Origin of the sequence: Streptomyces sp. S3(2020) (assembly GCF_013044505.1) — a bacterium.
In the GTDB taxonomy this organism is placed as follows: domain Bacteria; phylum Actinomycetota; class Actinomycetes; order Streptomycetales; family Streptomycetaceae; genus Streptomyces.
Genome location: NZ_JABERD010000068.1, coordinates 1 through 18,480, shown reverse-complemented (window position 1 = coordinate 18,480; position 18,480 = coordinate 1). Strand labels below are relative to the sequence as shown.

Sequence of the window (18,480 nt, the reverse complement as noted above, 5' to 3'; positions counted from 1 at the left end):
CTCCTGCGCGGGTCCCGGGGCTATCGCCGTCGTGCAGACGGCGCGGACGAGGTGGCGGGCCGCGTGACGGGGGCGGTGTCCAGGGCGGGGCGCGTCTGCGGATGACGCAGCACGGTGTCGATGCCCAGCGCGGACAGCCGTTCGCCGGTGGCTCGTACGGAGGCAGCCTGGCGGGCGGTGTCGTCGCCCGGCAGGACAAACACGTCTTGCGCCGTGTCGAGAACGAAGCCGTGGTCAGTCAGTACCCGGGTGATGTCGGCGCGGTCGGGCTTGTCGACCACGAGTGCACCATCCGACCAGGTCATGACCAGGAGTTCTGGAGCGGACGATTCCCGCGTGAGGTGCTCAGCGTTCTTGAAGACCTGGTGAGCGGCGACGTAGTAGCGGGGAAGGAGGTCGAAGGTGATGTTCTCGGCCGCGATGAACGGGTCGGCGTCGACTGCGATTCCGTCGGGCTCGCGTACGCCACGGAATGCCTCAGCCGGTACGTCGTCGGGGGCCAGCGCGGCGATGAGATATCCCTCGGCGTGGCCGGGCTGTTCCGTGACGAACAGGCGTGTTCCGTCGTGCCGCTGCAGCACGGCGCAGTGATCCACGGGGTGCTTGGCCAGTGCTTCGGCGACCTCGTTCATGTCCCAGACCGTGTCGGTGAGGACGTGGTGGACGTTAAGGCCGCCATGGTCTGGGTGGTACGCGCTGGTCCAGGCGCCTGGCAGTTCGCTGGCGAGGACCGTAGCGAACGAGCCGAGGCTGGTGTCGGGGGTGGGGTCGTGCATGGGCTCCTCGGAGGGGAAGGGTGCGGATCAGCGCCGCGGGGGTGCCGGTGTAGGTGCGGCGGGTGCGGCGACGGGGCTGGTGGTCAGGCGCGGCGGAGGCGGCGGGCAGGCGCAGGCGGCGGAGGCTTCGCGTTCGTCTGGTCCGACCTCGGCTGTGCACGCGCGGCGCTGGGGATGGTCCTGGTGCCGGTCGGCGAGGTCGTTGCGCATGTGCGCGAGGTCTGACCACAGCACGGCGAGCCGGTGCTCTGCGAGGTACTGCAGCCGCTTCGCGATGTGCGGGTCCGGCGGTTGGCCGAGGTCTTGATAGAAGGCGGCGGTGGCCGCGAGCACCTCGCCGAGGGCGATGAACACCCCGTCGTGGGAGGCTGTGAGTTCTGTCAGGCCGTCGGCGACCTCGTCGCTGGTGGTGGCGTCGCGGATCCGCTCGGCGGATGTGCGACTGAGGAGCCGAGCGGAAGGTAGTGGGGCTCGGCTCTCGTGTCTCGGTGTCGAAGGCGTCGTCGGCGTCGACGCCGTACTTGACGGCGCGCAGCCGGGCGACGGCGCGGGTGGCGAGACGTTTCTCCTCGGCTTCGTCGAGGCCGACGGGCAGGCGGTGATAGTTCTCGTGGAGGCGGACGACGGGGACGAAGCCGCTGCGCTGGAGGATGCTGTGGGCTTCGGGATCGCCGCCGCGGGCGAGGACTTCTCCGGAGTGCACGTCGCGCCCCAGGGTCAGGAAACGATCGGCAAGGGCCAAGAAGCTGTTTTTTCGGATGGGCCAGCGGGCAAGCCGGCTGGCGGTTGGGCCGCGGCGGGCTCCGAGCCGAGTGTGTGGGTCACTGGCCGCCCCGGGCGTCGGCGACGTGCACCACCTGGTTGAGGTGGGTGACGGAGTACCAGCCGCAGTCGACGTCCTCGTCAGCGTCGGCAAGGCGCGGGACCAGGTAAGTACGCAGCGCCTGCTGATAGATGAGGCAGTCCGGGCACCGGCTGGAGAGGTGGACCAGGTAGCGCGGGTGCGCGGTGATGTACGTGCGCTCACCGCCGGCCGGGTCGTACAGGCGCCAGCCGTCCTCCTCGGTCGGGGTGTGCCACGAGGGCGCGACGACCTTGTAGGCGTCGCCCCACAGTTCGCCGCCGGAGACGCCCTTGAGGATGACGACCTGGTCGCCGGGCCGGAAGTGGGCGTGGGTGATGTCCCGGTCAGGGGTGACGATGTCACCGGGGGCATGCGGATGGCGGGAAGCGGGCACAGCAGGGTTCCTTCCACGAGGTACGCGGGGAGGCGGTGGGAGGAACAAGGATCCGGACGATCCCCGGTTTCGGTAACCGGGGATCGTCGGGTATACAGCTCGGCGTCCTACCGGAACGGGTTCTCCGTCCCGATGTCGTCCGAGGCGGCGGCGTCGAGAAGCTCAGGCAGGTCAGAGCCCTCAACGTCCCTCTGGTCGATCCACCAGCCGGCGCGGGCGATGGTGCGGATCTTGTCTTCGAGGACGGCCCAGTCGGCCTCGTCCCAGGTGCCCTCGCTCACCAGCGCGCTGTACGCGGCGGTGACGAGCTGGTGACGGGAGCGCTCGCCCCAGTCCAGGGCCCGCTCGGGCCCTTCGAGCGGCGGCATGTCGAACTGCTCGGCCCACTCGCGGGCTGCCTGCTGCTCCTCGGCGCGCTTGGCCGCGAGCCAGGCTTCCTTGGATTCCGTGTCGGAATCGCGCGCGGCCTTCCAGCAGTCGGTGCAGTCGCGTCCTTCGAGCCAGCGAGCGAATCCGGCTCGCCGGTCGGCGGGACGGTTGGACAGGTTGTGCGTCACTTGATGTCCACAGCTGTGGGCAATCTTCCAGGTGGTGCGGACTGCCACGTGGTTGTTCCTGCTTTCTGTCTTCTGTGTTGTCTCAGCGTGTCCTGCGGATGGCGTCTGTGGCTGCCGTGGCGATGGCGGCGGGAGCGCTGGAGGGCTGGGGCAGGTGCAGCAAGGTGGTCCCCGGCAAGTGGCGGGACTTCGCGGTGAGCGTGAGTTGGAGTACGGCGCAGTCGGCGGTCGTGAGCTGCTTGACGCGGGTGACGGCTTGAGCGGTTTCGTCGCTGCCGTAATGGGCGTCGGTGACGATCACGAGGAGGCGGCCGGCGCCTGGGCGGCTGAGTTCGAGGCCGTGGTCGAGTGCGTCGATGGCGTCGCCGAGGTTGTGGTGGCCGCCGTTGGCAGCGAACGTCGTCACGCGCTCTGGTGCTCGGTGGGTGGGTCGGGTCAATGCGGTCAGGTGCCTGTCGTAGGCGATGGTGGCGGTAAGGGAGTCGGGGTCGGTCAGGGCTGCTGCGCGTGCCACGATCCAGGCAGCGGACGCGACGGGCGCGCAGGCGGCACGCATGGAGCCGGAGACGTCGACAGCGATACCCACACGCAGCGGTGGGGTGGGGGTGTTTCGGCGGCGGGTGTGGGTGAACGGTTCCGCGGTGGGGACCGACCCGGCCGCGCGCTGGGCATCGCGGGCGAGGGCCGCGCGCATGTTGAGGCGGCCGGGCGGGGTGGGGCTGGTGGTCCGTTCCTCGGTCCGCTCGCGGTAGGCGGCGGCACGCAGGGCGCGGCTCAGGCGCGCGGCGGCACTCTGCTCGGCGGCAGTGGGCCGACGGGTGCCGGTGACCGGGTTGCCGTAGGGCGCCGGTGTGCCGTCGGGGGCGACGGTGGTGCCACGGGCGTTGAAGACCGACTTGGCGGTGGCGGCGGCTTTGCGTCGCTGGTCGGCTCGCTCGGCGCGGTCCTGAGCCCGCGCTTTGGACTGCGCGGCCATGGCGTTCGCCGCTGCGGCCTGTGCCGCGAGGTCGGCGGCGTCGGTGGCTGCCGTGCTGTCCAAGACAACCCCCACGGCGCCGGACAGCAGATCGGTGAGGTTCTCCGGCACGGGCAGGGCGGGGGCCGCGGTGTCCAGAGCGTCGCACCACTCTTGAGCGTGCACGAGCATGGTCGTGGCGTCGTGGTCGGCGCACTGGTGGGCTGCCGTCCAGATGCCGGTGAGTGTGGCCAGCAGGTTTGCGCCCAGCACCCTTTCGCACAGATCGGCGACGGCCCGGGTTTCGCTGGCGTCCAGGATGCCGACGTCACGGCGGCCGAGGACCAGGGCCGCCACGGCGGCGGTGTGCTCGATGCCCTGGAGGGTGGGGTGGGCGATGTCGGGCATGACCAGGGTTCGGGCGCTGGTGCGCAGGTACGTGCGGTCCGTGGGCCGCGTGATCAGGTGTGCGCCTTCGACACGGCTCTCCTCCAGCAGGAGCGCGGCCTCGACGACACGGGGGTTCGCTCCGGCTGGCGCCGTCCAGACGGAGTGGGCCGCGTGCGCGGCCTCGTGGACGAACACTCCCCAGGCTGCGGGATACCTCTCCTCGTCGCCCACGATCCGCGGATGGATCTCGTGGGGCTTAAGCGGGGCGAACAGGCCGGCGTCGAACTCGACCTCGCCCAGCGCGGGGAAGAACGCGGCCGGTGCGCCGCTGCGCGTGCCGGGGCGGCAGGTGACGAGGAGGTCCTGGCGGCCGGAGAGGGCGACCAGCCGATCGCCGAGTTCGGCTCCCACGCGCAGCCACAAGTGCGGGGAGGAACGGGGGTGCGCGGGCGGGGCGCCGTCGTCGTCCCATCGCGCGAGGTCGGCGTCGTCGTCCGGTGTGGTGGCGGGGGGCTGGACGTGGTGGTGGGCGCTCATCGCGAGCGGCCCCGGTGTGCGGAGCCGGTGCTGCTCGGGGCCTGCCGGACGGTCGAGGCGGGAAGCTGCTTGCCGAGGGTGAGGGGAGCGATCTCCTTGACACCGACAGCCTTGATGACGGCAGCGGCGACGGCGTCGCGATCCTCCACAGGAGCGATGCCGACGAGGTTCGCGAGCGCGGCCTTGGTGCCGAGGACGGCCTCGGTCTTCTGGTAGCTGAGCAGTTCCCGCAGTTGGGGGGCCCAGCCCAGCTCGCCGAGTTCGACTTGGCGGGAGAGGTGACGGGCGACCCGGACCACCCGGGCATCGATCCTCAAGGCCAGGGCGAGGTCATAGTCCGTGCCGATCTGGATTTGTACGCTGAACCGGCTCGCGAGCGCCTCCGTCAACACCGCCCCGTGGACGCCGGGATTGTGGCCCGCCACCACGTAGAAGCCCGGCTCGGCCTTGATGGTCTCGCCCTTGTGGGCCTTGACCTGGATCTGCCTGCGCCCGTCCATCGCCGGATACAGCGCCGCCAGGACCTTCGGTGAGATCAAGGTGGCATCGTCGATCAGCAGGGCGCGGCCCTCGGTCATCGCGGTGACCAGCGGACCGTACTGGAAGACGTAGGCTCCCGCGTCGTTCTGTGTGTACTCGCCGATCAAGTCGCCGACCGTGGTGTCGCCGTCGCCGGCGACGGTGAGCAGGTCCTCGAACGCCGCCTCGACCAGACTGGTCTTGCCGGTGCCCGGAGGGCCGTAGAGCAGCACCGGCACGTCGGCGTCGCGCAAGCGATTCAACGCCTCGACGTCGGGCAGATCGGCCAGCTCCCGGGGGTGGTAGAGCTGGCCCCCCGCGCGGCGGATCGGGCCGGTCTGCCTGGGCGTGGTTGCGGCGGGAAGGGTCGTGCGGGCCGTGGCCGCCTGGGCACGGGGAGAGTGGGTGCCCGGTGGGCTGATCACAGCCCTCTGCGCGGCTGCGGCGGTTTTCGCGTTCGCGCGGAACTCCGGTTGTCCCCTTCCGCCTTGGTCGGCCTCGCCGCGTCGCACCAGGGTGAGGGCGGCGTTGCGGACGGCGCCGTGGGAGTGGCCCAGCTGCCTGGCCATGTCCCCGATGGTGAGCGTGTCCGCCGGCCGGTCGGCCAGCAGTCGGGCCACCTTGGCCCGTAGTTCGCCACCCTTGGTGCGCGCTGGACTGGTAGGCGTTCCGGGTGTGGTCAAAACGAGGATCTTTCAACAGGTGCGGGTGCGGGCGGGATTGGCGATGTGCTGGAGACGCGGGCTGCTCTCGGAGCGGATCACGGACTGTGCCGACATCGGCGACCGGGCCAACCGGGGCGTACCGGCAGCGCTCACCGGCCGACCGAGGGCTCGGTCCAGGTGCACCCGATGGCTGGCGACGAGCAGCTCGCTGGCCGCCGAGCAGGCCCGTGCGTCCGCTCCGTACCGGGTGCCGTTGCTCGGCAGGCGCAGCCTGGCGTCTCTTCGAAGCCGTCCTGGAGCAGGATCCGCCGGGCGGCGGCGTTGTAGCCGGTGGTGGTGATCTCGCCGGTGATGGTGTGCCGGATCGTCATAAACGGCTCTGTTGGTGCTTCAGGCAAGGCGGATCTCCTGTCGGTGGTGGCGGGAAAGCGGTGGGGTGTTGGGCGAAGACGAGGCGGCTCCGGAGCCTCCAGCACATCAACGGTGCGTGGCTGGACCACGAACGATGGGCAATGACTGCCGACATGTTCCAGGGCGGGCCTCACCGCCCCGCAGCTACCTGGCTCGCCTTTCCGCACGAGGCTGGGCTGTCATGACCTTCGTTCGGCGCAGTGCTGACCATGCGGACGCGGCGGGCTGGGTGGGCTGCAGGCCGGGGTCGAGGTCGACGTTGTAGCGGGCAGCGGTGAGCATCTCGGCCGCCCAGGTGGCGTGTTCGTTCTCCCAGCGGCGGCCCAGGTCGAACGGCAGCCGGATCCAGACGCCGCGCAACTGGGGGTAGGTGTTGAACCCGGCCCGCTTGAGGATGCTGGCGGCGAAGCCGTCGACAGGGCCCTCGACGTCGACTTCGCCGCCCTGGCCGCGGGTGATGCGGATCGGCTCGTCGCTCACCGGCTTCGCCCCGTCCCGGCTGCCTGTGTCTGGCCGCCCTCCGATACGGTGCCCGGCTGGAGCGGAAACTCAGGGAGCGCGGTGGGCGGGGCACCGAGCTGCTGTAGGGAGCGGGTGGCCGCTGCCTGCGCGATGCGGTTGCGGCGCTCCACCAGCCCGTTGCGCTCGGCTGGCTGGGGCGGAGAGGCGCTGCGGCCGGGGTCGAGGCCGTAGTCGGCGTGGACTTCATAGCCGTGGCGTCGAAGATCGTGCACGGCCTGGCGGGTGCGGCGGACCCCGTCCCGATCGGGGTTGGTAAGCCGGTACAGGCCCGAAGTGTCGGGCACGGGCTCGAACTGCTCGCGCACGAGGAACCAGTTGGCGAGGTGGGCGGGGATGCCCGCGGTGGCGGCGGCCACGAATCCGTGGTCGGGGTGGGCGCCGAAGCGGAAGTGGTCAGACAGAGGCGAATCCTTTCTGGGAGCGGTCAGCGGTGCGCCGTGGCAGTACGGGACGTCGGCGGCGGCGCAGAGCGGGCGGTGAGCAGCCGCGGGCTGGGTGTGGACAGAACTACCGGGCCGCCCGGCACTGCGGCGCGCACCCGGCGTGCGAATGCTTTGCTTTCGGCGAGCCATGTCTCGTGGCCGACAGGACGGCGACGCCGAGCTGCCTGCGAACCTGTCTCCATTCAGGAGCCGGCGGTGCCCGGGGATTGGAGTACAGATCGTCATTGTCGGGAAGCGAGGCGCTGAACTCCCGCGCGTCGTAGGCGGCCTAGCGATGCAGGTCGTCGATGGTTGGCCGGTCGTCCCGATGAGCGGTGATTTGCCCGGTGGTGCGGCCAACGTTGTCGTACAGCTCGAAGTCGGGGTGTGGCAGGGACAAGGAGCTTCTCATGTCGGCTACGCGCGGTCCGTCGGCGCGGAGACGACGGGCGGGCCGGAGGCGTTGGTGCGGGCGCATGTGTAGCCGATCAGGCGGGACGGGGCGGCCTTCGCGGGGACGGTGGCGGCGTCGGCGCAGACGAACGTGTACGTCACCGACGTGTGGGGGATGCCGTGGAGCCAGGCGTTGTCGTCCTTGCTGGGGTTGATCTGCAGCCCGGAGTGTGCGACGGCGTCGGTCTGGGTGTGGGTGTGGGCGAACAGCAGCAGTGCGCCGCCGTCGCTGGTCTTCAGCGCGTAGGCGTCCTTGAAACGGTTGGTGCCCCCGGCGAAGACGGTGGTGCCCAACTTCCCGAACTTGCGGGTTGTTTTGTCGTGGACCTTGATCTGCTGCTTGCTGGACGTGGTCGGGGCGAAGACCTTGGTGCCGGTGTTCGTCCCGCCGGTCGCGAAGTTGTCGATCACCGCGTTGCGCAGCACGTCGGAGTCGGCCGCGAGCTGCTTGTTGCCCGTGGCGGCGACCGCGGTGGCGTAGCCATGCTTGTCGAGGGCTATGTGCGGGAGCGTCGTGCTGTCGAGGTCGACGACGGAGACCATCTCCCACCGCTTGTTCTTTGGCTGCTCGGCGAAGACGGCGATGAGGCTCGGGTTCTTGCCCTTCTCGCCAGAGAGGGCGGCGGCGAACCAGCGTTCCTGGCCGGCGGTGAAGCGCGGGATGTACAGCTTGGCGCTGGAGGTGTCGTACGACCAGGGCTTGTACGGCTTGCGGTCGGTCTTGGGCAGGCCCTCGGTCTCGGTGTAGTCGGATACCGACATTGCGTACAGCGGGCCGTCTTCGACGGTGTCGAGCAGGGCGCGGTCGCGCTGTGCGTTGGCCTCGTTGTTGGTCTTCGAGTAGTGGGTGATGACGGCGCGGGCCTGCGCGTCACTGAGGGCGGGCGCCGGCTTCGGCGCGGCAGGTGTGGTGACGGACTTCTTCGTGGACGGGGCGTTGTCGCTGCTGCAGGCGGTGGCGGCCCCGGTGAGCAGCGCGGCGCAGACGAGCAGGGGCAGGGTGCGGCGGGCGGTGTGGATGGGCGTGCTCCAGGGTCTTGGTCGGGAAAAGTTCAGCGGCTGCGGGGGGTGGCAGGGCTGGGCGGGGTGACAGGGATGGCGCTGGTCGGGCTGGGGCTGCGGTTGGGTGTCGGCGCAGCGGCGAGCCGATCGGCTTGCTGATGGAGCCCGCCGCCGGCCTTGTTCAGCCGACCGCGAGTGCTGTCAATCCGAGCGTGCAGCAGGGCCCTGGTGGACTCGATCGCCGTATCGCGCTGCGTCGAGCGGGGCGCGGCGGCGAACTGGTGGAGGGCGCCGGCGTGGGCGACGGCTTCGCCGAGTTCGGCCAGGGCGTGCCCCAAGGCGCCGACCGTGAGCGTGAGTTGGGCGACCGTGCGGCGGGTGAGATCGGTCTCAGGGGCGCGTCCGAGTCGTACGGTGCGCGCGGCGAAGGCTGCCGCGGTGGTGAGGTGGGTGATCAGTCCGGCGACGTCGCGGACGCAGTCGTCAAGGGCATCGAGGTTGCCGACGCCGGAGTGCACCGAGTCGGTGAGCGGCAATTCATCGGCCGCGTTGTGGATGCGCTCGGCCAGCGAGTGCAGCTGACTGACCTGGTCGTAGGGGAAGGGCAGATGGGCTCCTGGAAGTGTGCGGCGGGGGACGGCGCGGTCAGCGGGTTCGGGGGCCTGGATGTCCGGCCGTCGGTACGGCAGGAGCAGGTGTCCCTGCGGGCGGAGATATCTGTGCTCTCGCGGCAGACGCTTGATGCGGTGGTGTGCGGTGGCGGGGGGCTTTGTGCGCGGGTGAGGTGCTCGATAGCGCGTCGTGGGCGCCGGAGGGGTGCGTGCCGCCGAAGAGGGAGGGCGTGCCGTCGAGTTCGTCGAGCCATTTTGAGGAGCTTGGGGAGGTTCTTGTCGGGCCCGTAGACGAGGTAGGTGCCGTCGGCGCTGTCGCAGCCGAACCACTCGGCGATCTTCAGACGGGACCGGGACTTGACCCATGTGCACGCCCTTGCCACGGGCCTTTGCCTCGCGGGCCAGCCGTTCGGCGACCGGGCCGAGTTTCCATTCGGCGAATCCGGCCAGGAAGAGGACGTCGAAGCTGTCCCAGAGCAGCAGCCCGGGTTGATCGCAACCGTCCTGTGCTGCGAAGGCTGCGGGGACGCCCAGCTCTCGGATGCGGGCCAGCCACGACAGCGACTCGGTGAGGGCGCCGGCGGCGTCGAACGGCTGGTCCGGGGCGAGCGCCCACAGACAGCGATCCGGCCCGTACCTGTCGATGGTTCGCGACAGCCAGGCGAATCACGCCTCGGTTCCGGGCCAGTAGCGGCCCTTGCCGTCGCTACCGAACTTGGAGTTGTCGCAGGCATACAGGGCGCCTTCGGGGATGCGACTGCCTTGTGCCGGGGTGGTCATACAACCGAGGCGTCCCGCGCTCATCGCGGCCCGTATGTCAGGCCCCGAGGGAGTGCCGAGGTAGCGCACGCTGCACCTCCCCGGCGCCGCCACAGACCGTCATCCGGGCGAAGGCGCGGTCAGCGGTGATGTCCTCGGGCGGCCGTGGGCAGCGAGGGCGGCAGCACGGCGTTTGTGGGCGGTGCGGCGTGGCGCAGGTTCACCCCGATGCCCTGCTCGGCGAGCCGGTGGGCGACCGCCCGAATCCGCAGAGCACGACCGTCCTCGCCGTACGCAGCGGGCAGCAGGAAGGCCGCCTGGTGCGGGTGGTATTGGAATCCGTGCGCGTACAGCGTCATTCGCGCCTGCTCCGGGACGCTCGTATACGGCGCCCCGAGCGCTCCGTTGTCGTACCAGGTCAGCGTCACCACCTGGGCAACTTGCGGCGGAGCGGGCCGGTGCGGGGGCTCGGGCTGCTCGGCGGCGTTTCTGCGTACGGCCTGCAGCGCGTGTTCGTAGCGGGGGAGGAGTCGGCGGGTGATCCGGGTGGAGGCGCGTACGGGATCGTCCGGGACGGCGATGCCGTTCGGCTCGGCGACGCCGACGAAGTGGTGGGGCTTGAGGCGGGTGTCGTCCGGCTCGAGCGGGGCGACGACGAACTCGTGCGGGTGCAGTGGCCGGTCGGTGACGTAGAGGCGCATGCCGTCGGGCCTGTGCAGGACGGCGTCGTGGGTGAGGACGAACTCGCTGGCGACCCAGTCGACATGACCGTGGTCCCAGAGCTGTTCGGTGAGGGCGAACTGGTCCTCGTAGGCGGAGTGGTGGTGGTACTCGCTTTTCCAGATACCCGGCAGGCGCAAGGCCAGGTGGGTAGCGAAGGCGTTCAAGTCGGTGCGGGCTGGGGGCATTGGTTCCCGGTGGTGAGGGCTGAAGAATCGCAGGCAGCCGGGGCGGTCGGAAATCCTGGGGTCAGTGCATGCGGGCGTCGGTGTCGAAGAGCGCCAGCTCGTGGGGGTGAAGGAGGTGCTGCACGATGAAGCTGCGTCTCGCGACCTTCCAGAGCCCTCGACCACGGTTGAGGTGGGAGATCGCGTCGGCTTCCACGGATGTGAGCCCCAGCAGAGCTGCGGCAGCGTGCAGTTGGTCGGTCTCCTGGCGGTAGATGATGCGGGTGGAGCAGTCGGCGAGCAGGCCCTCGGCGAGCGCCCGGCCGCGAGATCCGGCGTCCCCCGCGGTGAGCAAATCGCTGAGCCGGTGGATGACCATCAGATTGGCGATGCCCAGGCCGCGGCTCAGCTTCCACTGGGACTGCATTCTCGCGAGCAGGCCGGGGTGGCGCATCAGGCGCCATGCCTCGTCGTAGACGATCCAGCGCCGGCCGCCGTTCGGGTCGGACAGTGCGGATTCCATCCACGCGGAGGCGCAGGTCATAGCGAGGACGAGGGCGGTGTCGTCGCCAGATCCGCCCAGACGTGACAGGTCGATGGTCAGCACGGGCGAGTTGGGGTCGAAGGCCACGGTGCTGGGCGCGTCGAACATGCCCGCCAAGTCGCCGTGCACCAGGCGGCGCATGGCATGGGCCAGGTCGCGGGACGCGTCGCCGAGGCGGCCGGACATGACCCCGCCGACCCGGTCGAGTTCGTCGGGGTCGTTGAGGGTGGCGGCGATGTCGCCGAGAAGCGGGGTGCGTCCGTTCGCGGCGGCGCGGGCGACGACGGCGTCCAGGGCGACGTCGAGGCCGGTGTGCTCCATCGGCATGAGGTCCCGCCCGAGGACGGTGCGGGCCAGAGAGCCGAGGAGCAGCAGGCGGCGCTTGCGGATCTCGCCTGCCCAGTCGGTCTCGGAGACGCTGTTGGGGCGCGGCGCGGCGTTCAGCGGGTTGAGTTTGCCGGGCAGCCCGGGGCCGAGGGCGATGGACGTGCCGCCGAGAGCCTGTGCCACGGGCGTCCATTCGCCCTTCGGATCACACGGGACGTAGACCCGGTAGCCGAAGGCGATCGACCGCAGTGCGAAGCTCTTGGCGAGCGCCGACTTGCCCTGCCCGATCACCCCGGCCAACAAGACGTTGGGGTTGGTGAAGCCCTCGATCTTGCCGTACAGCGCGAACGGGTCGAAGCAAAAGGACGCCTCCGCGTGGACGTCGCGGCCGATGTAGATGCCCTCGGCGCCGAGGCCGCCCTCGGCGAGGAACGGGTACGCCCCGGAAGCGGTGGCGGTGGTCATGCGGTGGGCAGGCAGCTTGATCTTGTTGTTGCGCGAGGACGCGGGGCCGGGGCGTCCGGCCGGTGGGAAGAGCGGCGCCGGCATCTCGTGCTCGGCTGCGCCGGAGCTGCCGGTGTGGGCGGCAGCTTCGGTGCGTGCCTTGGCGGCGGCTTCGGCGAGCTGTCGGCGGGCGGCCTTGCGCGAGGCGCGGTCGGTGCCGTGCGGGGTGAACAGCGGGCTGGCACTGGCGCGGCGGGCGCGACGCGCGGGCCTGTGGCTCATGACGGGGTGGCTTTCACGTGACGGAGTTCAGGGCACACTGCGCAGGTCAGACGCGTGGGGAGGCGCTGAACTGGAGCGGCTTGCAGTAGCCCGCGCCGTCACCGGACCAGTCCAGTTCGATGAGTGTGGCGACGGTGACGGCGACGGAGGTGGAGCGCCTGCGCATGCGGGGCCTTTCGCAGGTGGGGGTCACTGGGCGCAGGTAGTGGTGCGGCTGGGTGCCGGGGTGTTGAGGTCGGCCGGTGTGGTCTTGCGGCGTACGGCGTGGCCGGCGGCGAGGTGGCGTTGGCAGATGGTCAGGACGGGCGGTCCCTCGGGGAGGCGCTCGGGGTGGCATTCGGAGCCGGTCTCGTCCGCCACAGGAAGGAGGTGGTAGGCGTCGTGGATGGCGGCGGTGGCTTGCCACAGCCGGGTGTGGGCCGTGGCGAGCTGTCGGCCGGCGGAGGGATGCGGGGGCCTGGTGGTTTCGGCGAGCTGGTCGAGCAGCTGGTGCAGGGCGGTGATATGGGCGTGTAGCACGTCGAGGTGCGCGCGGTCGGTGGGAGAGGCCGGGTGCTGTGGGTGAGGGGCGAGGGCGCGCGCGTGGTGGCGGATGCCGGCACTGGCGGCCCGCAGGTACGGGTACGCGTCTTCGACGGGGAGGGCAGAGGTCAAGGGGGAAAGGTTCCTTCCTGCCGCGGCGGCAGGACGTCGGCGGATGGCCGGTGCGGGCGTTACAGGGCCGTGCGGGCGAGGGGGAGGGCGCCGAGTGTGAACGCGTCGGGCTGCTGGAAGTTCAGGCGCCGCAGGTCGACTTGGGCGGTGACGGCAGCGGTCTCGATCTGGGCGCAGGCGGCGTCGAGGTGGGCGTCGGTCTCGGCGCTCACGGTGAGCAGTCCGGTCAGGGCGACGTCGGCGTGCCCGGCGATCAGCTGGAGTTCGCGGGTCTTGACGTCCGCGTACTCCACGGAGTCGGCTTCGGACTCGACTTGTCCGCGTCGCGACCGCTCGTTGGCGTCGGCGATGATCGCGGCCTTCTTGCGCTGCACGTCGCGCATCGCGGACTCAAGCCCCTGCGGCACGTATATAAGGGAGAAGGTGCGGCGGACCCCGGCGGTGAACATGAGTCCGTGCAAGAACCCTGCCGAGGTTTCGGTGCGCGGCCAGTCCTCGACCCAGTAGGTGGTGTGCCGGGCGGTGTCGGTGGCGAGCCGGTCGTACTCCTCGACCTGAACCACGGGCCCGGCGGCGGCCGGGTGGGCCTCGGCTCGCCCGGACTCCGACCACTGCTGCAGTGCGGAGAGCGCCTTGGGGTCGTAGGCGGTGCGGATGACGGCGGCGATCTCGCGCGCCGAGAGCCAGCCGGTCACCATCAGTCCGGCGCTGCGGGCGGCCTGGGCGATCGAGCTGGTGGTCTGCTCCATCACCGTGAACGCGCCGGGAAGGCCGCCGCCAGCCTGCGAGATGAGGCGCTTGGCCGCCTTCAGATCGAGGGAGATCGCCAGATACGCCTCGTGCGGGGCGGCGGCCGGTCCGGCGGAAGCGACCAGTTCGCTGTAGACCTGCCCGGCCACCGGTGTCTCGGGGTGGCCCTGCTGGCTCCAGTGCCGTGCGAGGGTGTCGCCGCTGTCGGGGACGGTGCGCTCCAGGACCTGCACCGTAGCCACGTGTCCGGAACGGGCGATGCCCGCCAGGGCCCGTCCCCAGCTGCTGACGTTGTGGTTCTGGGTGGCCGGGTCGAGGAGCGCGAAGGCTCTGCTGGAGACGCGGGCGACAGCGGTCAGGGTCTGGCCGTGCGGGTCGTGGACGGCAGCGGCACCGTTGGCGGAATCGCCGGGCGTGACGACGCGCAGCGAGGCGGTGGTGCCGGGCAGGTGCAGGATGCCGTCCTGGCGGGGACGGGTGACGGGCCGGGCCAGCCACAGGCTCTGGCCGGTGCGCCGCCGCTGGGCGAAGCGCAGCACGATCGGCGCCCAGTCGATCAGAGAGCGGCCGTGCCGTCGAATGACGACCAGGGCGGCGACGGCGGCCCACAGCGGGGCGAGGGCGAAGGTGCCGAGCAGCCCCGTGGAGATCACCGTGACCAGGAGCAGTGCCAGCGAAGTGGACACGAGGACGAGTTGGGGCAGGGAGAGGCCGAGCAGGATGCCGCGCCGGGAGCGGTGGGGGAATTTGACGGTGAGCGGTGTGACGGTGAGATCAGACAAGGGCCGTTCCGGTGGTGCGCAGGGTGGTGGCCGGGGCGGCACACGGCGACGAAGTCAACGGCGCGCGCCGCCCCGGAGTTGGGCAAGGTCACAGACCCGTGGGCGGTGGCGGTGGCGTTCCCGTTCCGTTGGCGGTTGTGGCCGGGCCCGGCGCGGGCGGGGCGCCTTGAGGTGGCGGTGCCGAGGCTCCGGGGCCGGGCTGCGACATGAAGCCGCTGCCGCCGGAGGGAGAACCAGGACTGCCGCCCTGTCCGGGTGCGCCGCCGATCTGACCAGTGGTGTCGTCACGGGAGCTGGTCGGCGGGGGCTGGACGGCCTTGTCCAGACCGTTCTTGATCCCCTCGTTCCCGGACGACGGAGCGTTTGAGCTGCCGCCTTCCATGCCAGTACCCGGAGTGGGGTTGGCGGCGATGTCGCCGGGGAAGCCGCCCGGAACGGATTCTGGGCCCTGGGGAGCGGCGCTCGCTCCGGCCGCGCCACCACCGGATCCGGTGGTGGCGACCGCAGCGGCGGCCTTGCGTCCGGCGCGCTCGGCGTGCTGGCGGGCCATCTGCGCGCCGGCTCCGCCGGAGCGGTGCAACGTTTCCGCGTCGGAACCTTCGGAGGCGGCCCAGTGCACGAACTTGAAGGTCGCGTACGGGCACAGCAGCACCAAGGCCATGATGACGATGCCGGCCATGACGTCGGCGAGGGCGGCGATGCCGTCCTTGGCCTCGGTCTTGCCCATCGCGGCGATCCCCAGGACGAAGATCACGGTCATGAGCAACTTGGAGACGACGAGGGTGGCGGTGGCCTCGATCCAGCCCCTGCGCCAGCGCCGGGCAACCTCCCAGCCGCCGCCGGCACCGGCGAAAACGGCCAACGTGACCATGACGAGGATGCCGACCTTGCGGGCCACCATCACGCACCAGTAGAAGATGGCGCCGATCGCGGCGCCGACGCCGACGAAGACGGCGACCAGCCAACCCAGTGCTTCCAGGCCCGGGATCTGGGAGACCTTGACGATGCGGCGTACCGCGGTGGCGATGTCCGTGTTGGCAGCCTTGAACAGCCCGGCAGAGAGCGCGTCGACCACCTCGATGGCGACGGTGGTGAAGGCGATCGCGGTGAAGGCGAACAGGACACCGGTGGCGGTGCCGGTGAATGCCTGCGTCAGGGCCTGGCCGTCGCGGCGGATCGCGGCGCGCAGGAGCTGGGCGCAGAACGTGGCGACGAGGCATATCAGGCCGATTGGCAGGATCATCTCGTAGTTCTCACGGAACCACGTCGCGTTGAGGTCGACCTTGGTGGTGGTGTCGACCGCCTCTGCGGCCAGGTCGGCGGCGGCTGCGGCGAGTTCGCCCGCGCTCTTGGCCATCCAGTTACCGATGGCCGTACCGGGGTCGGAGGCGAAATCGACGGCGTCGCCGACGGCACACAAGGTGCCGGTGAGGGGGAGGTCGCAAAAGCCCAAAGGGGAGTCACCCCTCCTTTCTCAGGTGGGCTCAGGGGGTGTCAGGGCGCGACGCTCGGGGCGATGGCGACCAGCGAGCAGTTCGCGTTGGGGCGGCACTGCACGGCGAGGGTGAGGGAGCGGTCCTCGGCTCCTGCCCCGCCCTTCTTCCAGACGATCTGCTGCTTGCCGGTGACGGTGACGGCGTAGATGTACGCCTCCGTGATCGCCGACGGATCGTCCGCCAGTGCTTCCTTGAACGCCGAGGGGTAGTGGCCCTCGGTGATGGTGGCCGTGGCGTACTGGTTCTGGTCGGCCATCCGCGACCACAGCACCGGATCCGGCACCTGCGCGCTGATCGAGGACCAGTCGGCGTACTGCGTCTCTGTCGTCAGCCACGCCCGCATTCCGGCGATCTGCTGATCACGGCTGGTGGTGCGGGTGTCGTACGACCACAGCATCGAGGCAGCAGCCTTGGCGAAGGCGACCGGGTCTGCCAGCTGCGGGGGCTTCGCGACTGGGGCAGCCCCTGCCGATGCCGGCGCACTGGCGGAAGAAGTGGTGCTGCTGTGTGATCCTGCAGACGGTTCGGCGGTCTGGCTGTCGCTGGCTGTGGTGCGGCCTGTGAGCAGGGCGACGGCGGCGGCGAGGGCCAGCAGGACGGCGAGGCCGGCCGCGATGACCAGGGTGCGCTGGCGGGTCGACCAGGCGAGGCCGTAGCCGGACAGGGAGGGGATTCGTTTCGGCATCAGTGGACTTGCGACCCCAAGGCGGAAAAGAACGCCACGATCCCGTTGGCGGCGCCGAGGCCGAGGGCGGCGCCGGCCGAGACGACAGCGCCCTTCTTGCCGTTGGCCTCGGCCTGGTGGCCGCCGGTGTGGTGGCCCCAGGCCCACACGCCCAGGGAGACGGCGAGTGCGCCGACGACGGCGACGATCGCGAACAGGTTGATCGAGTTGACGACGTTCTTCAGCACGGCGAGGCCAGGCAGCCCGCCGCCGGAGGGCGTGATGCCGGGGTCGTAGGCCAGGTACTGCACGGTTGAGAGCAGGTGCAACAAGGCTCCTTGGGCACGCCGAAACCCGGCGCGCGGGAATCACAGAAGGTGAGAAGGGACGAGCCGATTGCCATGAGACGGAGGGCCGACGAGCGGGGCGGAAGCCAGCTGGCCCGGTCGGCGTCCGCGAGGGCGGATCGGACACGGCAGGCGTCGTGCCGAGGTTGAGGCGAGGCCGCGGATCGGGCCATGCTGCTGCCGATGGCGCTGTGGCTCAGACTCCGAACAGGCTGCCGGGATGGGCTACTTCGGGATCGACGGGGTGGGCGCTCCGTTGGTGCCGTACGGATTGGCGCACTTGTAGATCACGTAGCCGCGCAGCTTCCTTCCGTCGGACTTACGGGTCACGGTGCCCCGGGTCCACCAGGTCTTGGTGGCCTTCCGGTAGACCCACTGGTCGTAGGTGATCTTGTCGTTGCGGTAGGCGACGCCGACTGCGGTGGCCGTTGTCGAGGGTGACGTGCGGACCTTGACCGCGCTGCACGAGATCTTGGTGGTACCGGTGTCGTACGCCTGCGCCGTGGAGGCGGTGGCCAGGCCGCCGGCAACGATGGCCAGGCCCAGAGAGGTTGCCGCGAGGGCGCGCTGGGCGCGGTGGCGGGTTGTCAAGGAGATGCTCCGTACTGTCAGGGAAGGGGAGGAGCAGGACGGCGTGTCCTGCGGGGGCGGTCCCCCCGAGGAGGGCGGACGAGGCCCAGGGGGTATTCCGGCCAGGAGTAGTGGGCCGGGGTTGCCGAACTCCGGCCGAGGGGCAGATGACCCGGCGGGCGGCGAGGACGTCCCAGTCCGCAAGAGACGTGATGCGAACGGGATTTCCAGTCCTTGGTGCCTCGATCGCGAGTCCGGAGCCGATGTACATGCCGACGTGTTCGGGGCGGGCGGCGCTGCCGCGGGAAAAGATCAGGTCACCGGGCTCAAGTGCCTTGGTGGAGACGGCCTTGCCCTCGTTGATCTGCGTGTAGGTGGTGCGGGTGAGCGGGATGCCGGCGTGTGCGTATGCCTGCTGGGTCAGCGAGGAGCAGTCGCAGCGGCCCATCGGGTCGGGGCCGTGCGGCGCGGTGCAGGTACCGCCCCACTGGTACATCGTGCCGAGCTGCGCCATCGCCCAGGCGATTGCCTTGCGTGCCGTGGGATCGGCGTCCTTCGGGATCGAGTAGCCCCTCGGTACCGATCCTTCCGGGATGGTGCCGTACCCCGAGCCGTCCTCCGTTGCCGCGCAGGACGTGGTGCTGGAGGCGGTGTCCGTCTCGCGGGTGTCCTGGTCGGCGTCGGGGAACGTGGCGGCGATCGCTGTCTGCAGGGCGGTCGCCAGGTCCTCCCACTGCGCGTAGGCGTTGGGGTATGCCGAGTGCTGGACCGCCTGTGCGGCCTGGGTGACGGTTACTGACCTTGTTGGCGTGATGTCGCAGGGGCTGACAAGCGTTGGTTCTCGCAGTAGGCCGGTCATATGAGGTATCCGCAAGGGGGTGGGCTGACCGCGGAGCGACGGGTGTTTCGCGAGCAC

20 protein-coding genes and 1 pseudogene are annotated in these 18,480 nt (G+C 70.5%); all 21 read right to left on the bottom strand.

Annotation, left to right across the window (positions count from 1 at the left end; all coding sequences use genetic code 11):
* Positions 1-20: 20 nt before the first annotated feature.
* Complete coding sequence (locus HLK59_RS22310) at positions 21-776, bottom strand: hypothetical protein (RefSeq protein WP_171143261.1); 756 nt, start codon at positions 774-776, stop codon at positions 21-23.
* Between the two features lie 27 nt (positions 777-803).
* Positions 804-1,130, bottom strand: a complete 327-nt coding sequence (locus HLK59_RS51165; protein ID WP_240982572.1) for a hypothetical protein — start codon at positions 1,128-1,130, stop codon at positions 804-806.
* A gap of 467 nt (positions 1,131-1,597) precedes the next feature.
* Complete coding sequence (locus HLK59_RS22300; RefSeq protein WP_171143260.1) at positions 1,598-2,014, bottom strand: hypothetical protein; 417 nt, start codon at positions 2,012-2,014, stop codon at positions 1,598-1,600.
* Positions 2,015-2,121: 107 nt separating this feature from the next.
* Entirely contained in the window at positions 2,122-2,571 is a 450-nt protein-coding gene (locus HLK59_RS22295) for a hypothetical protein (protein ID WP_171143259.1), read from the bottom strand.
* Positions 2,572-2,653: 82 nt separating this feature from the next.
* Positions 2,654-4,453: a hypothetical protein gene (locus HLK59_RS22290; protein ID WP_171143258.1), complete on the bottom strand. Its 1,800-nt coding sequence runs from the start codon at positions 4,451-4,453 to the stop codon at positions 2,654-2,656.
* Positions 4,450-5,592 (bottom strand): AAA family ATPase, encoded by a 1,143-nt coding sequence (locus HLK59_RS22285; protein ID WP_171143284.1) that lies wholly within the window; start codon positions 5,590-5,592, stop codon positions 4,450-4,452. The genes HLK59_RS22290 and HLK59_RS22285 overlap by 4 nt, the downstream gene beginning before the upstream one ends.
* A gap of 194 nt (positions 5,593-5,786) precedes the next feature.
* Positions 5,787-6,008: a hypothetical protein gene (locus HLK59_RS22280; protein WP_171143257.1), complete on the bottom strand. Its 222-nt coding sequence runs from the start codon at positions 6,006-6,008 to the stop codon at positions 5,787-5,789.
* Between the two features lie 184 nt (positions 6,009-6,192).
* Positions 6,193-6,528: a hypothetical protein gene (locus tag HLK59_RS22275; RefSeq protein WP_171143256.1), complete on the bottom strand. Its 336-nt coding sequence runs from the start codon at positions 6,526-6,528 to the stop codon at positions 6,193-6,195.
* Positions 6,525-6,926, bottom strand: a complete 402-nt coding sequence (locus HLK59_RS22270) for a hypothetical protein (protein WP_171143255.1) — start codon at positions 6,924-6,926, stop codon at positions 6,525-6,527. Before HLK59_RS22270 ends, HLK59_RS22275 begins: the two co-directional genes overlap by 4 nt.
* Before the next feature lie 483 nt (positions 6,927-7,409).
* The gene (locus tag HLK59_RS22265) at positions 7,410-8,207 is read right to left on the bottom strand and encodes a hypothetical protein (RefSeq protein WP_171143254.1); all 798 of its coding nucleotides are present in this window, start codon (positions 8,205-8,207) and stop codon (positions 7,410-7,412) included.
* Between the two features lie 290 nt (positions 8,208-8,497).
* Complete coding sequence (locus HLK59_RS22260) at positions 8,498-8,983, bottom strand: hypothetical protein (protein ID WP_206327442.1); 486 nt, start codon at positions 8,981-8,983, stop codon at positions 8,498-8,500.
* 741 nt (positions 8,984-9,724) lie between these two features.
* Positions 9,725-9,862 (bottom strand): hypothetical protein, encoded by a 138-nt coding sequence (locus HLK59_RS51155; RefSeq protein WP_240982569.1) that lies wholly within the window; start codon positions 9,860-9,862, stop codon positions 9,725-9,727.
* Between the two features lie 95 nt (positions 9,863-9,957).
* Positions 9,958-10,677 carry a hypothetical protein gene (locus tag HLK59_RS22250; protein WP_240982568.1) on the bottom strand — a complete coding sequence of 240 codons (720 nt, stop codon included), beginning with the start codon at positions 10,675-10,677 and terminating at the stop codon, positions 9,958-9,960.
* Positions 10,678-10,786: 109 nt separating this feature from the next.
* On the bottom strand, positions 10,787-12,301 hold the full coding sequence (locus HLK59_RS22245; RefSeq protein ID WP_171143252.1) for an ATP-binding protein: 1,515 nt from the start codon (positions 12,299-12,301) through the stop codon (positions 10,787-10,789).
* A 189-nt stretch (positions 12,302-12,490) separates the two neighbouring features.
* Positions 12,491-12,955, bottom strand: coding sequence for a DUF6238 family protein (locus HLK59_RS22240; protein ID WP_171143251.1), 465 nt, complete (start codon positions 12,953-12,955; stop codon positions 12,491-12,493).
* 59 nt (positions 12,956-13,014) lie between these two features.
* Positions 13,015-14,487: an SCO6880 family protein gene (locus tag HLK59_RS22235; protein ID WP_171143250.1), complete on the bottom strand. Its 1,473-nt coding sequence runs from the start codon at positions 14,485-14,487 to the stop codon at positions 13,015-13,017.
* Between the two features lie 88 nt (positions 14,488-14,575).
* Positions 14,576-15,940 (bottom strand): ATP-binding protein, encoded by a 1,365-nt coding sequence (locus tag HLK59_RS22230; RefSeq protein WP_171143249.1) that lies wholly within the window; start codon positions 15,938-15,940, stop codon positions 14,576-14,578.
* Positions 15,941-15,981: 41 nt separating this feature from the next.
* Positions 15,982-16,668, bottom strand: a complete 687-nt coding sequence (locus HLK59_RS22225) for a hypothetical protein (RefSeq protein WP_171143248.1) — start codon at positions 16,666-16,668, stop codon at positions 15,982-15,984.
* Complete coding sequence (locus HLK59_RS22220) at positions 16,668-16,976, bottom strand: DUF6112 family protein (RefSeq protein ID WP_171143247.1); 309 nt, start codon at positions 16,974-16,976, stop codon at positions 16,668-16,670. Before HLK59_RS22220 ends, HLK59_RS22225 begins: the two co-directional genes overlap by 1 nt.
* 243 nt (positions 16,977-17,219) lie before the next feature.
* A complete protein-coding gene (locus HLK59_RS22215; protein ID WP_171143246.1) occupies positions 17,220-17,585 on the bottom strand; it encodes a hypothetical protein in 366 nt (121 codons plus the stop codon).
* Between the two features lie 145 nt (positions 17,586-17,730).
* Positions 17,731-18,366: pseudogene (locus tag HLK59_RS22210) on the bottom strand (C40 family peptidase); the annotation flags it as partial.
* Between the last annotated feature and the right edge of the window lie 114 nt (positions 18,367-18,480).

Excerpts from the sequence above, each read along its gene's own strand:
- HLK59_RS22310 (WP_171143261.1), bottom strand. The coding sequence starts at position 776 with ATGCACGACCCCACCCCCGACACCAGCCTCGGCTCGTTCGCTACGGTC.
- HLK59_RS22290 (WP_171143258.1), bottom strand. The coding sequence starts at position 4,453 with ATGAGCGCCCACCACCACGTCCAGCCCCCCGCCACCACACCGGACGAC.
- HLK59_RS22280 (WP_171143257.1), bottom strand. The coding sequence starts at position 6,008 with ATGACGATCCGGCACACCATCACCGGCGAGATCACCACCACCGGCTAC.
- HLK59_RS22265 (WP_171143254.1), bottom strand. The coding sequence starts at position 8,207 with ATGTCGGTATCCGACTACACCGAGACCGAGGGCCTGCCCAAGACCGAC.
- HLK59_RS51155 (WP_240982569.1), bottom strand. The coding sequence starts at position 9,862 with ATGAGCGCGGGACGCCTCGGTTGTATGACCACCCCGGCACAAGGCAGT.
- HLK59_RS22245 (WP_171143252.1), bottom strand. The coding sequence starts at position 12,301 with ATGAGCCACAGGCCCGCGCGTCGCGCCCGCCGCGCCAGTGCCAGCCCG.
- HLK59_RS22225 (WP_171143248.1), bottom strand. The coding sequence starts at position 16,668 with ATGCCGAAACGAATCCCCTCCCTGTCCGGCTACGGCCTCGCCTGGTCG.